Raw genomic sequence first — 15,291 nt, 5'->3', positions numbered from 1 at the left:
ACGGCCAACCGCTGCAAACAGCCGTCGGCGTGTAGGCGCATTAGGTCCTTTATCCGCCAAATGGGGATAAATGACTGGGTTGCAGTTGCTCAAGTCCAAGTATTCGTTGTGGCGAATCTACCGCACGGACCTAGAGTGATCCTTGGCTTATATATATAAGCATTAACTAATAATTCATGTTGTTGTCCTAACACTATGTTGTAATCATTGGGTGATCTGGCAAAAGCGTCCCATGATGAAAAACACAGGGGCAGCACTTGCTGCTGAGACCAGATCGAAGTCAGGGAAAAATGCAAAATGACAATGCTGATGAATCTGAGAGTTCGCACTCGCTTGCTAGTGCTGAGTATTTTGGCTTTGCTGGGTATGGCCTTGCTTAGTGGGTTGGATTTACTACATTTGCGGGAAAGCATGCGCGAAGAGCGCATGATGAAAGTCAAGAGCCAAGTTGAAACGGCTGCGGGTGTGATAGGACATTTTCGCACGCTGAGCCAGAAAGGCGTGCTCTCGGCTGCCGATGCTCAGAAAGCCGCCGTCGAGGCGTTGCGCAACGTCCGTTTTGACAAAACCGACTACTTTTTCATTTTCGACACAAATCAGGTCTATCGCCTAATGCCTACTAAGCCGGAGTTCGAGGGGCAGAATAAGAGTGACCTGAAAGATAGCAACGGTAAGCTGATCTTGAAGGAAATGACAGCTGCTGCGCAGCAAGGTGGAGGTTTTGTTGACTACTTCTTCACTAAGCAGGGTTCAAACACTCCAGAGCCAAAGATTTCTTACGCAATACTGATCCCCGAGTGGAACTGGGTTCTGGGCACAGGGGTGTACGTAGATGATATCGATAAAGCATTCAGAAATGCCCTGTTGCTTGGAATTGCCCAGCTGTTAGGGTTGGCCGCACTCGTTGGATTCGTGGCCTTGGCTATTGGCAAGAGCATCGTGCGACAGCTGGGCTGCGAGCCTAAGGACGGCATGGCAATTATGCAGCGAGTCGCCGAAGGTGATTTGCGAGTAGATATTCAGAATGCGCCAACTGGTAGTATATTGGCCACGCTCGGTAAAATGGCGCACGGCTTACGTGCGGTGATGAGCCAGGTCCGTGGCGATGCGGAAGTCTTGAGCCGTCAAGCAACGCTTATTGCCAACTCTAGCCGGGAAATTTCAATCGCCGCGGGGCGACAGGCCGATGCCACCACGTCGATGGCCGCAGCCATGGAGGAGCTCACCGTCAGCATCAACCATATTTCGGAGAGCTCTGGCATAACCGAACAGGCATCGCGACAGGCTACCGAGTTGGCCGAAACCGGTGTGGGCCAAGTGACTTCCGCGACCTCGACCATGGAACACATTGCTGCCAGCGTTACCCAAGCAACAGGCCAAATTCGCCAACTTGATACAAAGGCGCGGGAAATTTCTGGTATTGCAGCGGTAATCAAAGATATCGCCGGCCAGACCAATCTACTGGCACTTAACGCTGCTATTGAGGCTGCCCGTGCAGGTGAGCAGGGTCGCGGATTTGCTGTTGTTGCCGATGAAGTTCGTAAACTTGCCGAGCGTAGCGCCAGTGCCACTGTAGATATTGAACACATGCTGGCATCGATACAGGGTGAAACTGTCAGTGTCGTGGATGTGATGGACGCAGCAATTCCTCAGGTCGAGAGAGGTGTAGAGTTGGCGCGTAATGTTGCCCATTCCTTGAAGCACATTCATTCAGGAGCCGAAGACACCTTGGCCCATCTGCATGAAGTGGCTTCGGCAACCAAAGAGCAAAGTATGGCCAGCAACAGCATAGCAGCCCGGGTTGAGGATATTTCGCAGATGGTGGAGGAAACGAGCACTTCAATTCATCACGCCGCGGAAAATGCCGCTGAGGTCGAGCGAATTGCCGGCAAGCTTAACGAACTGGTTGGTCACTTCAAGGTTTAATCTTCTTGGCGGATGGCCGTTATCTACGCTATGACAAATCCGCCGATCAGGTCGAGAGCGGCTACCCCAAAGCCATTGATGACAACTCTTGGCCCGGTCTGGGCAAATACGCGCAACAAATTGCCGCTATCCTGCGCTGGACGGGGGGCAAAATGATGTTTTTCCTCAAAGATGGAAGCTACCTGCGCTATGACTTGTGGGCGAACAGTATCGATGCGGGCTATCCGCGGCTGGTTACCCCAACGACTTTGCAAGGGCTGGCAGAATAAACCGTCATAAATCGACTTCCGGTTAGCCGCTCAACAAATGATATGGCCTGATCTAATCGGATCAGGCCATTTTTATTACCAACATTCCCTTGGTCTCGACTGAACTTAAAACTCCAAGACTTCTAGGCATCGAACTAGGTAATTAAAACTCAATCCACAGGGAGCAGTGTGACTGCTGAAACAATGTGATGAGATGCTCCATGTAGTTTCGGAGCTAATAACAAGGGGCTTCAGCATGAAAACAATCCTAGCTCAAGCATTGCACGTCATCACGTGCATAAGCGTATCCATTGCGGTTGGTGGCTGTACACAGGCTATTGGCGTTGTTAAATCAATTAATGGCCCCACTACCGCTAATGCGATACAAAGTTACCGCCCCGGTACACCTGCGGTTGTTTTTGAGCATGGGGCGGATGAAGATGGCAAAGCCACCTGGAATGAATTAATCAAACAAGTCGGAGCCATTGCACCTACATACGCGTTTAGCCGTACTGGCTGGGGTGAAGAAATATTTGGAGAAGTCCCTCCGGTTCGGCTGCCAAGCAAGGCTGCCCATACATTAAGGCAAAATTTGCAAAAAGCGGGCGCCAATCCACCCTATATTTTGGTAGCTCATTCGATCGGCTCTTACTACGTCCTCAACTTTGCACAACAGTGGCCAGATGAAGTTGCCAGTATTATTTTGATTGATGGCCGAATGAAGAATTTCACTGCACTCTGCAAGCAATATGAAGGAAATTTATGCGATCCGACGGACAATCTTTTGTTGCTTGCCATGATGCCAGCAGCTGGCCGCGCAGAAGTACTTGGTGAGAAAAATGGGCGCAATGAGGTGCCCGACGCCAAGCAGCTGGCCCAAATTCCAGTCACGTTACTCTATAACAATCAGAAAGAGTTTCCGCACTCAGACGGTTTTATTCGTGCCTGGATTCAAAGTCAGCAGGACTTTAGTGCTGGACTAATCAATGGTGAGAGTATTGCGGTACCAGGGGGGCACTTCATCCATCATACGCACCCTAAACTAGTGCTCGATGTAATAAATAAACACATCAACGCAGTGCGCGACACTCAGTGATCCAGAGCACCGCACATGTTGTAAGTGCAGCCTATAGTTCGTACTCAGCGTGTACGTGCATTACACACCGTGTGGACGAATAAGAATGTTTTGTTCACTAGGGGAATTTCGTAAGCTATGCTGAAGTCGCTCAACTAAAGAAACAGTTAGACACTGTGAATACAGCTCACAGGTCAGCTTCTCAGTCTAAGCAGTCGGTCACCGCTCCGCTGTGTATGGCCGGTTCTGAATGCAAACCTGCCATATGGCCAGACGTAACATTAATTGCAAATGCCCTCCCCTAATTACCGGGAGGGCATAAGACATGTATCGCACACTTTAAGAACAGGGCTCGAACTAAAGCCAGGTTGAATACATGAACGTACTAGAAACAGTTACCAGCTGTACTTCAACGTCCCAGTCACGGTCCGGCCGTTACCAAAGTAGCAATACGTTTCGTCGTAGCAAGCGGCCACATAATCTTTATCGAACAGATTGCTAGCACTCAATTGCAAGGCTGCTCCCTTCAACGCACTGCTCCAACGCCCAAGCTCCACACTGGCTGAAAGATCCACCAAAGTAGCACTTGATACCGTCATGGTATTCGCAATATCCGCATAGTTCTTTCCGATGTGGCGAATACCGAGCCCCAAACGCGCACCTTCCAGTGGGGTGTAATTCACCCACGCTGAAGCCATTTGCTCTGGCGATTGCCGAGGCCGCTTGCCTTCAGCCTCGGGCGCGCCATTTTTGATCTTCATCTGATTCCGGGTATAGGCCGCCTGCACATACAGCGCTTTGGTGACTGACCACTGCGCTTCTAGCTCCAGACCACGCGATTGCACCGTGCCCACCGGCTCGAAATAGGATTGGCCTGGCACCATCCGACCGACGTTTTTCTGCTCCAAATCATATACTGCGGCGGTGAGCAGCAAACCCGGATGCGGTTGGTACTTAAGCCCGGCCTCATACTGCGTTCCTCGGGTAGGTTGCAGCACCTTGCCGTTAATGTCGGTATTACTGGTTGGATCGAACGACTCGCTATAACTCACATACGGCGCAATGCCATTATCAAATAAATACAAGGCACCTAAACGACGACTCCACTCCCCACCATCCCACTCGGTGGTGCTCTTGGAGTCCGGATCATGCGAAGAGGTTGTGGCCCGGTCGTAACGGAGGCCACCGGTAAAGCGCCAGCCGCCAAGCGAAACTTGGTCTTGCAGGTAATATCCAAGTTGGCTAAATTTGCGAACAAAATTGGTCTGGCCATCTTTGCTTAGTGTCGCTTGCCCATACACTGGATTAAAGGCATCAATATTCGTTGCACTCCCCCAACCCCAATAGCCTGAGTTTTCCCGCGTTTGATAATCAATCCCGGCAATCAAGTCGTGTATCAACATGCCTGTGCCAAACGAGCCTTGTACACGGGTATCTACCGCTAAGCCTTTCAAATGCTCCTCGGAGAAGGAATACCCACGCGAAAGCTCGGTATCACTCGCCCAACCGGATTGATAAACCTGCTCGAGTTTTGAGCGCCCATCGGTATATCGCAAATTCTGGCGTACTTGCCAAGCTGGCGCAAAACGGTGCTCGAACTGATACCCAAACATATTCTGACGGCGGTCAAATTGATCATTGCCCGGCTCGCCATCATAAAACTCGCGCGCAATCTGCTTTCCTGCATGCGAAGTTACCGAGCCTTCAAACGGCGTACCGCTATGAAAACCGCCCTCTGGGTCACGCTGCAGATAGGCTTGCAAAAGCAATGCGGTATCCGCATTGGGTTTCCACATCAATTGAGGCATCAAAGCCTGTCGCTCTTCTTTCGCATGGTTTTGCATGCTATCGGCAGCACGTGTCAAACCAGTGAGACGGTAACTCCACTCCGCGCTTAAGCCACCGGTGAGGTCGAAAGCAAACCCTCGCTCGTTGTTCGCTCCCACATCAAGCCGGATTTCTCGCTCAGCTTGCTGCTGAGGACGTTTACTCATCAGCGCCACCATCCCACCGGGTGCCGCGTTGCCATATAGCACGGAAATTGGACCTCGCACCAAATCAATCCGATCGATGAAATACGGATCAATCTGGAAGGCACTAAAGGCACCGGCATCCGACATCAGCCGCATTCCGTCCAATACCGTATTGGCCATACTGGTATCCACAAACCCGCGTAATGCAACATAGTCATAGCGCGTTGCGCTACCAAACAAGCCTGCATAAGCACCCGGTGCATAGTTAAGCGCCTGCGCTACCGTAACTGGACGCAATGCCTCGATCTGTTCACGTGACACGACACTCACTGACTGAGCCAGTTCATTGAGCGGTGTAGTGGTTTTGGTCGCCGCCCGACTGTCCTGAGTAGACCAATCCCCCGCGGTAGGCTCTTGGCTTGTCGCCGTTACATTCACGGTATCCAGCAGTGCGGCGTCACTGGCCTCCGTCTGTGTATGCAGCAGGATACCGGCGGCTGCTAATGCCAGGGTTAATGGCCTGATGCTAAATGCTTGCTGTCTCATTGGGCGACCTACGAAGTGAAATTGTAAAAAACGCCACAAAATAATAACGATAATGATAATGATTGTCATGTATATTTAAGTGCTGCCGTACGGCGACTTAGCATGCTTACTTAATGGTTACGTCCTCATCACTGCAACACTCATTTGATAACGATTATTATTTGCACTAAAGTATCAGCCTCGTAGTTGAACGACACAGACACTGGAGAGAAGGGATGGAAAATCGAATCTACGATCTGATAGGGATTGGCATTGGTCCATTCAATCTCGGCCTCGCCGCCCTCAGCGAGCCTCTCAAAGGAGTGAAAACGCTGTTTTTTGACATGGCCGATCATTTCAACTGGCACCCGGGCATGCTGCTAGACAGAGCAACGATGCAGACTTCGTTTATCGCCGATCTGGTCACACTAGCCGACCCGACCAGCCCGTACAGCTTTCTGAATTTCGCCAAGCAAAGCGGCCGCCTGTACGCCTTTTACATCAAGGAAGATTTCTTTCTGCTGCGGCAGGAATACAACCAGTATTGCCAGTGGGTGGCGGGTCAGTTAAGCAACCTGCGCTTTGGGCAATTTGTGCAGTTTGCGCGCTACGACGAACAACAGGCCTGCTATGTATTATCCTGCACATCAACGAGGACGGGCGCGAGCAGCCAATATCTGGCAAAAAAGCTAATACTAGGCACCGGCACCAAGCCGCAATTACCACCCTGCTGCGAGGGTGTGCCAGTGATACACAGCGGCCAGTATCTGACGTACAAAACCCAGCTGCAGCAGAAAAAACGCCTCGCCGTGGTGGGCAGCGGGCAAAGCGCAGCCGAGATTTACCTTGATCTGTTGCAGGATGCGCGCCGCTATGGCTACCAGATCGACTGGATCACCCGCTCGCCACGGTTTTTCCCGCTGGAATACACCAAGCTCACGCTGGAAATGACCTCGCCCGATTACATCGACTACTTCCACGCGCTGCCCGACCATACCCGCTTGCCACTGCTGGAATCGCAAAAAGGCCTGTACAAAGGCATTAACCGGACGCTGATCAACGCTATTTTTGACGAGCTGTATCGCCTCAAGCTCGATGGAGAGCTGCCCAGCCGCTTGCTCAGCAATGTGGAAATGCAGGCACTGACGCTGAAAAACGGCAACTACACACTCAAGCTGCATCACCATGAAACCGGCCAAGGTGAACACGCCAACTACGATGGTTTAGTGATCGCCAGCGGCTATGGTTATCAGGCACCGGCATTTATGCAGGGTGTGCAGCATCGCATCCGTTTCGATGCGCAAGGCCGTCTGGCCGTGCGCCGCAACTACAGCATTGACCTGCACGGCAACGAGATTTTTGTGCAAAACGCCGAGCTACATACGCATGGCCTGGCCGCGCCCGATCTGACCATGGCCTGCCATCGCAATTCGGTGATCCTGCGCGAAGTGCTGGGGTATTCGCCCTACCCGATCGAGCAACGCGTAGCTTTCCAGCAATTTGGCCTCAGCGCCACCGAACAGCAGGAAATGGCATGGGCTTGAAATTTTGGCTGATTGCCATGACCGCGGTGGCCGTGATCGCCGACACGATGTTGCTGCCATTTTATCCGCAGTATTTTGCCGAGCGCTTTGGCGTGAGCAATCCCGAACACATCGGCACGTATACGGCGGCAATTTGCCTCGTGGCCATGCTGGCGCTGCCTTTCTGGGCGCGCATGGTGCGCCACGGCGGTACGTTAAGGCTACTGCTGTGGACTCAGGTTGGTGCGGGCCTGCTGTGCATCGCCTGCAGTTTTACCGATAGCCTGTGGCTGTTCTGGGTCTTGTCGCTGGCGATGATTGTTTTCAAGGCCAGCTACTTATTGATTTACCCCTATCTGATGGCGGGCGAGGACGAAGCCAATCACGGCCATACCATCGGCCTCCTGTCGATTGTCGTGCACTTTGGGCATATTGCCGGTGCCGTGCTGGGTGGTTTTGCGCTGACGCACTGGCCGCTGGAGCATGCTTTCCTGCTGATGGCCGTCGGCGATATTGTGCAGATTGGCGTCTGCGCCTATCTGATTTATGCAGGGCTGGAGCAGCCTGCGCCACCGGCCGAAGACACCGCCCAGCCAATCACCACCTCGCGGGGAATTTATCCGCTGGGCGTACTGATGCTGGTGTTTTATTTCAGCGAATACCAGATCGTGCCGTTTTTTGTGCAGTACTGGCAGCCAATCGAGCCTGAACACGGCGTGCAGCTGGCGGCGTGGGTGTACGCCATACCGGCGGCGGTGGGTCTGCTGGCGCTGTGGTTCAACCAGCGCGTCGGGCTGCAAAGTCTGGCCAACCATGCGGTCTTTTGCCTGATTCTGGGCATTGCCGGTTTGCTGCTGCAAGGCTCAGGAGAAACAGGCTGGGTGCTCTTTGGCCGCGTGCTGTTTGGCTGGGCTTCATTCCAGCTCACCGTGCGCCTTGACGCGCTGATTTTCGAAAAAAGCAGCCCGGCTGCGTATGCGCACGATTACAGCAAGATCAACCTGTTTCAGAACATTGGCGTGCTGATGTCGTATTACAGCGCGGGCTGGCTGGTCAGCCTGCATGGTTTGAGCACGCCATTCTGGCTTGCTGCCGCCGGGCTCTTGCTGAGCTTGCTGCTGTATCCCTTGATCAATGCCACCCCCGCGCTGCCCACCCGGAGAACTGCCGATGTCCTGCCGTGATTTGAACGAGAACGCTGCCACACCCGAGATGGTTTTTTGCCACACCGTCAGCGGCGTGGGGCAATTTCAATTGCGGCCACTGTCCAGCGCCGACTTTGCCTTATTACACCAGTGGGTCACAGCACCGCGTGCCAGCTTCTGGGGCATGCAGCAGGCCAGCCCCGATGAAGTGGCGCAATGCTATCGCCAGCAAATCGAGTCGGTGCATTGCACGCCGTATCTGGCGTTTTACGCTGGCCAGCCTGCGTTTCTGCTTGAAACCTACGATCCGGCACACGACGAACTCGGCCAGCATTACGCCGTGCAAGCTGGCGATATCGGCATGCATTTTCTGGTCGCCCCCGCCAGTGGCCCCGCCGTGCACGGTTTTACCCGCGCGGTGATGCAAACGATTCTGTCCTTTCTATTTAGCCAGAGCCGCCATCTGCGCGTGGTCGTCGAGCCGGATGTAAACAACCAGAAGATCCACCCGATAAATCGCGACGCCGGATTTTGTTACCAGCACACCATCAAGCTCTCGTACAAAACCGCCTGGTTTGCCATCTGCGATCGCGCCTCTTTTCTGCAAGCTACCGAATTGGAGATCACTGCATGACCACTCGCCTGCCCGCCCCCACTCTGGCCGAATGCGCCCACCTGAACCCCGCCATCTGGCACAAGGTCAACCGCTTGCTGGTGCGCAAGGCCATCAGCGAATTTGCCCACGAAGGCCTGCTCACGCCGGTGCAGCAAGCCGATGGGCAATACCAGATTCACAGCGATGACGGTCAGATCAGCTATCGCTTTCGTGCCGAGCTGCTGGCTCTGAATCACTGGAGCATTCCCGCCGATTCGATCAGCAAGCACAACGGCGAGCAGCCACAGGAGCTGGACGCACTCTTGTTTATGCTCGAGCTGCGCGAGCAATTGCTGCTCAAAGAACATGTGCTGCCGGTCTATCTGGATGAAATCAGCAGCACACTCTATGGCAGCGCGTACAAACACGACCGCGCAGCGCCCAGCGCAGCCGAGCTGATTCATGCCGATTTCCAACGCGTGGAAACCGCAATGAGCGAAGGCCATCCATGCTTTGTGGCCAATAATGGCCGACTAGGTTTTGACGCCAACGATTACCGCCGCTACGCACCGGAAGCGGCGACCCCATTCCAGATTGTCTGGCTGGCGGTACATAAACAACGCGCAACTTTGTCGATCTCGGCCACGCTGGATTACGAGCAGATGATGCGTGAAGAGCTGGGCGAGGCGCAGCTTGCCCAATTCCGCCAGCGCTTACAGGCGCTGGGCCTGAACGATGGCGACTACTGGCTGATGCCCGCTCACCCGTGGCAATGGCAAAACAAACTAGCGATGGCCTTTGCCGCAGAAATTGCCCAGCAGCAGATTGTGTTTCTGGGTACGGGCGATGATTTATATCTGGCGCAGCAATCGATCCGGACTTTTTTCAATGTCAGCGACACCAGCAAACGCTATGTCAAAACCGCGCTATCGGTGCTGAATATGGGCTTTATGCGCGGCCTGTCGCCGTATTACATGCTGGCCACGCCAGCGATTAACGACTGGGTGTATGCGCTGGTCGAGGGCGATGCCTATCTGCAAAGCAAAGGCTTTCATATCCTGCGCGAAGTGGCAGCCATCGGCTATCGCAATCCGTATTACGAAGCGGCGATCAAGGAAAACAACGCCTTCAAGAAAATGCTGGCCGCGCTCTGGCGTGAAAACCCGAATACGCATCTGCAGGAAGGCGAAAAGCTGATGACGATGACGGCGCTGGCACATCTGGATAACGATGGCCGCGCGCTGATTGCCGAGCTGATCTCGGCATCGGGCATCAGCACCGATCAGTGGGTCGCCGAATATCTAGACGCCTATTTTGCGCCGCTGCTGCACTGCTTCTACCAGCATGATCTGATCTATATGCCGCACGGCGAAAACCTAATCATGATTTTAAAAAATCACCGCGTTGCGCGCGTACTGATGAAAGACATTGCCGAAGAAGTCGGCATCCTGAATCCGGCAGTCGAGTTGCCCGAAATTATGCTGCGCGTTTCCACCCATATTCCGGATGAAATGAAAACGCTCTGCCTGTTTATTGACGTATTTGACGGCTATCTGCGTCATGTCGCGGCCATCCTGCACGATCAATGCGCTTATACCGTCGAACAATTTTGGCATGCTGTGGCGCGCTGCACGCATCGCTATCAGTCAGAGCACCCGCAACTGGCCAAGCAATTTGCCCGCTACGATCTGTTTGCCGCCGACTTTGAGCATTCGTGCCTGAATCGTCTGCAAATGGCCAATAACAAGCACATGCTCAATCTGGAAGACCCGGCCAGCGGCTTGCAAATGGCCGGTCTGCTGATCAATCCGCTGGCGCGTTGGCGCGATCCGGCCAGCCTTGGCGAGGTGTAATTGCTACCGGCAGTATTGACTGAAATCGCCCGCGTTTGCCCGTATCTGCACGGGCAGGCCGGACCTGAGCGTGGCGAACAGCATTCGCTGATAGGCGAATTGTACGCACACTGGCAAAGCCGCACACCTGAGGCCGGGGTGCATTACTGGCGTGCGCGTAGCTGGGGCATGCTGATGTGGCAACCGGCGTACGCCTGTGTGCTGGCGGTGCATTGCGCCCATCGTGCGCTTGATTTGGAGCACTTCTGGCAAACGGTGTGCGCTGGCGTCACACATTCGTGGACCTTGCCCGCCGACGCGGCGAACAGCGAGGCGAGCACGCCCGTGATAACGCAGGCGGCGCAATCTCTGCTGCGCTATCACCACGCGCACTACAAGCAGCTCGTTCAGCTCAGCCGCTACTCAGCTAAGCAGGCAGCCTGCATGACCGTCGATTGCGTGCTCTCAGCGCTGCTGCTAGTGGCGCAACATTTCAAGTGGTCTGCACATCAGCTCGATGCGCAAACTGCATGTTGGCTAGATGCATTGGGGTGGCAACAACACGGCAATGTGATGCAAGTGCGGCTGCCGTCAGGTGCTTGCGTGCCGGCGTTGAATCGCCAGGGTTGTTGCCAGCATTTTCGTCTCCCAGGCCAAGAAGCCTGTAGCACCTGCCCACGTTGGCCAATGCCAATCCGCCTTGAAAAAATCCGCCGCGAACTAGAACCCACCTAGGGTATAGCCTCAAGAATCAATTAATAAAACAGCCACAGAAACATACCCACCATGTTCCAGCTTCAAAAATTAAAAATCGCCCGGCAGGGGCGAATACTGTTACAGATCGATCAGCTCAATCTGCCCCCACATGGCCTCACCGTCATTCTTGGCCACAATGGCTCTGGTAAATCCACGCTCCTTAAGGTGTTAGCGGGGCAGCTACCCAGCGATGAAGGGCAGGTTTTGCTGCAGGGTCGCCCGATCGCAACTTATGCACCGCGGGAATTAGCCAAGCAAATTGCATTCATGCCGCAGCAAATCCCACAGCCAGCCCTGATGCAAGTGCGTGAATTAGTTGAATTAGGCCGTTTCGCCTGGCGTGGCTGGCTAGCACGCTGGCAGGAAAACGATAAAGAGCGCATCACGGCCGCGATGCAGCAAGCCGATGTCAGCCATTTAGCTGAACACGCGCTGGACGAAATATCAGGTGGTGAGCGCCAACGGGCCTGGCTAGCCATGTTGCTCGCGCAAGATGCGCAGATGTTGCTCCTGGATGAACCCAGCTCGGCGCTTGATTTAGCTCACCAATATCAGTTAATGGCTTTGCTGCAGCACTTGGTGTCGACGCAAAGCTGTGCCGTCGTGGCCATCTTGCATGATTTGAATTTGGCGCTCCGCTATGCAGATCGCATCATCGCCTTGCAAGCAGGACAAATCTGGTTTGATGGTTCGCCGGCTCAATTGCTGGCTCACCCGCAGTTAGATGACTTGTATGGCATTGAGCTCGATATCCTCGCTCGCCCCGGGAAACATGCTGTGGCGGTTGTCGCATGATGCGCCCAGCTTGGTATCTACTGGCTTTAGTCACCACCCTACTCGCGGCCCTGCACATCCAAATCGGCACCCCGCTCTCGCTGGCGCAACAATGGCAAGCATTGCATGAAGTGCAATCGCTGGAGCAGCTGATTTTCGTGCACACGCATCTCCCACGCACTGCTCTCGCAGTCATTTTGGGTATGGTCATGGCGCTGGCGGGCGGCTTACTGCAATTACTGACGCAAAACCCTCTAGCTTCGCCCATGACCTTGGGCACCTCGGCTGGCGCATGGTGCGCAATTGTCCTCGCAGGCGTGCTGGCTCCAAGACTCCAATTACCACTCGAATGGCTAGCCTTAGGTGGCAGTCTATTTGCCTTAATTCTGGTTGGGGCTTTAGCCGGCTGGCGGCAGCTACACAGCCTGAATGCGCTACTGGCGGGTACCGCCTTGAACTTGCTTCTGGGAAGCGTCGCGGCAATTGCTGTCATGCTCAATGATCAATACAGCCGGACGCTCCTGGTGTGGGGGGCTGGTGATTTAGCCCAAAACGATTGGGAGTGGGTACTCTGGTTACTGCCTCGCCTCGCTCCTGCACTATTGCTCATTCCCTTACTCTGCAAACCATTGCACTTACTACAGCTGGGTAGCCAAGCCGCCGCCGCCGCCGGCTTAAATGTCATGCGTCTGGCGATCATCACTTCACTACTAGCACTCTGGCTGAATGGGCTAGCCATCGCGGCGGTGGGGATTATCGGTTTTGTGAGCCTGTTGGCCCCGGCATTAGCGCGGCTACTCGGAGCGCATAAACCGGCCGACAATCTGGGTATGGCCGCCCTACTTGGCGCGATTACTTTATTGCTGGCCGATATTGTGGCGATCTGGTTGAGCCGCCACCTTGCGGATCTGCTGCCCACGAGTGCCGCAATCGGTTTGCTAGGTGGACCAATCTTAATCTGGTTGTGTTTGAAACTCCCACTGGCCTCAAGCCTGCCCGATGCCACCGGACACCCATCCCGCCATCAGCCAGCGGCGCTGATTGGGTTGTGTCTATTGGCCGCTTTAATCTTGCTACTTTGCGCCATCAGCGGCAAAGATGCGGCTGGCCACTGGTTGATCAGTTGGCCCGATGCAGGCTTATGGGCACTACGCTGGCCCCGCATGATGGCGGCCTGCGCCGCAGGGATGGGCCTCGCTATTGCGGGACTGATTTTGCAGCGCTTACTCAATAATCCTCTCGCCAGCCCAGATCTACTGGGAATCTCTGCGGGTGCAAGCCTCGGGATGTTAATTGGCCTTGGGATTGGCACCAGCCTCTCACTCTGGCTCTTTTCCAGTAGCGGCGCCGTAGTGGTGCTCCTGGCTTTATGCTGGCTCGCCCCACGCCAAAGCCCCGCACGCTTGATTCTCCTGGGTATTGGCCTGTCCTCTTTATTAGAAGCGGCTTTGCAGCTAGTACTGGCCCAGGGTAACCAAGACAGCTTTCAATTATTGAATTGGCTCGCGGGCTCCACCTATCACACCACCCCCACGCAAGCGATTGCCTTACTGGGCGCAGTACTGATTTTGGGTGGAATAAGTTTAGTGTTTACGCGTGTGTTATTGCTATTTGGCCTTGGAGAAACACTCGCCCAAGCGGTCGGTTTAGCAGTGCCGCAAGCACGCGTACTGCTGCTACTGCTTGCAGGCCTGCTCAGTCTTGCCATCAGCAGTCAATTCGGTCCGCTGGCCTTTATCGGCTTGGTGTTACCCCAGCTGGCGATTCAGCTTGGCGCGCGCACGATTAAAGATCAGCTTTGGCTCGCCAGCCTGATTGGCGCAGCTCTACTCGGGTTGGCGGATCTGGCCAGTCGAACAGTTTTTTTCCCAAGCCAAATCCCGGTCGGTGCACTGGCATCATGGACCTGCGGGAGCCTGTTGGTCATTGGTTTACTCTGCCGACGTAGGAGGATCGCATGAAGATATATTGGATTTTGCTTGGTATGTTGCTGAGTAGTTTGCTTCAGGCCGCACCCAAGAAAGTCATCGCCTTGAGTTGGGAAGCCACCGAGTACTTACTTGCCTTGGGCGTCACCCCATTGGCCGTCGCAGACCGCCAAGACTACCAACAATGGGTAGTAGAGCCTCGCCTACACGCACAAGTATTGGATGCCGGCAGCCGATTGGAACCGAATCTGGAACGCATTTACGCGCTCAAGCCTGATCTGATCATTATTAATCCTGCGCTGGCCGGCATGCAGGCGAATCTGCAAAAAATCGCGCCGACATTGCTGCTCGATTCTTTTCGGGTCGATCATGACAACGTTAATGCTGCCGAGCAACTCCAGCGGCAACTGGCCATTCAACTCAATCGCCTCGCCGCTCACGAGGCATTCCTGCAACGACAAAAAACAGAATTAAAACGATTACGCGACGCAGTGAATCAGCGCTTCAAAGGGCAACCACCGGCTGTTTGCATCGTGCGCTTTGCTTCACCAACCCGCTACTGGGCGTATGGAGACAACTCGATGCCCGAAGCCGCAATGGCCGCGCTCGGCATTAAAAATGCCTGCCCACAGCCACGGAGCGCATGGGGTACGCATTTACGCCAACTGCCAGAACTGGCTCGTTTAGAGTCAGGCCTATTGCTGCATATAGCGCCCTTTAATCGCCAAGCGGATCTGGAGCGCAGCGCATTATGGCAAGCGCTGCCAGTGGTCCGTACTCAGCGAGTACGCGCATTACCCGCCGTTTGGACAAATGGGGGCGTCACTTCCATAACACGAACTGCACAGGTCATCGCGAAGGCGCTGAACTAAAGAAACAGTTAGACACTGTGAATGCAGCTCACAGGTCAGTTTATCGGCGAGGCTGTGTAAAAACAAATGGGATCATTATCAACAAAAGCGCAATTACAGCTATTTTTTGACTTTGTTGC

The 15,291-nt window shown here is 54.2% G+C and carries 12 protein-coding genes; 11 read left to right on the top strand and 1 reads right to left on the bottom strand.

Annotation, left to right across the window (positions count from 1 at the left end; translation table 11 throughout):
- Positions 1 to 303: 303 nt before the first annotated feature.
- The 3 genes from L991_RS01805 (at position 304) to L991_RS01795 (ending at position 3,270) form a co-directional block, all read left to right on the top strand.
- Positions 304 to 1,926 (top strand): methyl-accepting chemotaxis protein, encoded by a 1,623-nt coding sequence (locus L991_RS01805; RefSeq protein WP_047391687.1) that lies wholly within the window; start codon positions 304 to 306, stop codon positions 1,924 to 1,926.
- Positions 1,927 to 1,931: 5 nt separating this feature from the next.
- Positions 1,932 to 2,195, top strand: coding sequence for a hemopexin repeat-containing protein (locus tag L991_RS01800; RefSeq protein WP_047391559.1), 264 nt, complete (start codon positions 1,932 to 1,934; stop codon positions 2,193 to 2,195).
- Between the two features lie 235 nt (positions 2,196 to 2,430).
- Complete coding sequence (locus L991_RS01795) at positions 2,431 to 3,270, top strand: alpha/beta fold hydrolase (protein WP_197053766.1); 840 nt, start codon at positions 2,431 to 2,433, stop codon at positions 3,268 to 3,270.
- 374 nt (positions 3,271 to 3,644) lie between these two features.
- Here L991_RS01795 and L991_RS01790 read toward each other — a convergent pair whose 3' ends face one another.
- Complete coding sequence (locus L991_RS01790; protein WP_197053765.1) at positions 3,645 to 5,768, bottom strand: TonB-dependent siderophore receptor; 2,124 nt, start codon at positions 5,766 to 5,768, stop codon at positions 3,645 to 3,647.
- A 215-nt stretch (positions 5,769 to 5,983) separates the two neighbouring features.
- On the opposite strand from L991_RS01790, the gene L991_RS01785 reads away from it, so the two are divergent.
- The 8 genes from L991_RS01785 to L991_RS01750 are packed head-to-tail and all read left to right on the top strand — an operon-like array spanning position 5,984 to position 15,172.
- Entirely contained in the window at positions 5,984 to 7,291 is a 1,308-nt protein-coding gene (locus L991_RS01785) for a lysine N(6)-hydroxylase/L-ornithine N(5)-oxygenase family protein (RefSeq protein WP_047391555.1), read from the top strand.
- Positions 7,282 to 8,454 (top strand): MFS transporter, encoded by a 1,173-nt coding sequence (locus L991_RS01780; protein WP_047391552.1) that lies wholly within the window; start codon positions 7,282 to 7,284, stop codon positions 8,452 to 8,454. Before L991_RS01785 ends, L991_RS01780 begins: the two co-directional genes overlap by 10 nt.
- A complete protein-coding gene (locus tag L991_RS01775) occupies positions 8,441 to 9,049 on the top strand; it encodes a GNAT family N-acetyltransferase (protein ID WP_052190502.1) in 609 nt (202 codons plus the stop codon). Before L991_RS01780 ends, L991_RS01775 begins: the two co-directional genes overlap by 14 nt.
- Positions 9,046 to 10,863 (top strand): IucA/IucC family siderophore biosynthesis protein, encoded by a 1,818-nt coding sequence (locus tag L991_RS01770; protein WP_052190501.1) that lies wholly within the window; start codon positions 9,046 to 9,048, stop codon positions 10,861 to 10,863. The genes L991_RS01775 and L991_RS01770 overlap by 4 nt, the downstream gene beginning before the upstream one ends.
- Positions 10,864 to 11,577, top strand: coding sequence for a siderophore ferric iron reductase (locus L991_RS01765; protein WP_052190500.1), 714 nt, complete (start codon positions 10,864 to 10,866; stop codon positions 11,575 to 11,577).
- A 51-nt stretch (positions 11,578 to 11,628) separates the two neighbouring features.
- The gene (locus L991_RS01760; protein WP_047391548.1) at positions 11,629 to 12,393 is read left to right on the top strand and encodes an ABC transporter ATP-binding protein; all 765 of its coding nucleotides are present in this window, start codon (positions 11,629 to 11,631) and stop codon (positions 12,391 to 12,393) included.
- Positions 12,390 to 14,333, top strand: coding sequence for a Fe(3+)-hydroxamate ABC transporter permease FhuB (fhuB, locus tag L991_RS01755; protein ID WP_047391544.1), 1,944 nt, complete (start codon positions 12,390 to 12,392; stop codon positions 14,331 to 14,333). Before L991_RS01760 ends, fhuB begins: the two co-directional genes overlap by 4 nt.
- Positions 14,334 to 14,356: 23 nt before the next feature.
- Entirely contained in the window at positions 14,357 to 15,172 is an 816-nt protein-coding gene (locus L991_RS01750) for an ABC transporter substrate-binding protein (RefSeq protein WP_197053764.1), read from the top strand.
- Positions 15,173 to 15,291: the final 119 nt, after the last annotated feature.

This window comes from Chitinibacter sp. ZOR0017 (assembly GCF_000799095.1).
GTDB lineage: Bacteria > Pseudomonadota > Gammaproteobacteria > Burkholderiales > Chitinibacteraceae > Chitinibacter > Chitinibacter tainanensis.
The sequence above is the reverse complement of the archived record's forward strand: the minus strand, read 5'-3'. Positions and strand labels throughout refer to the sequence as shown.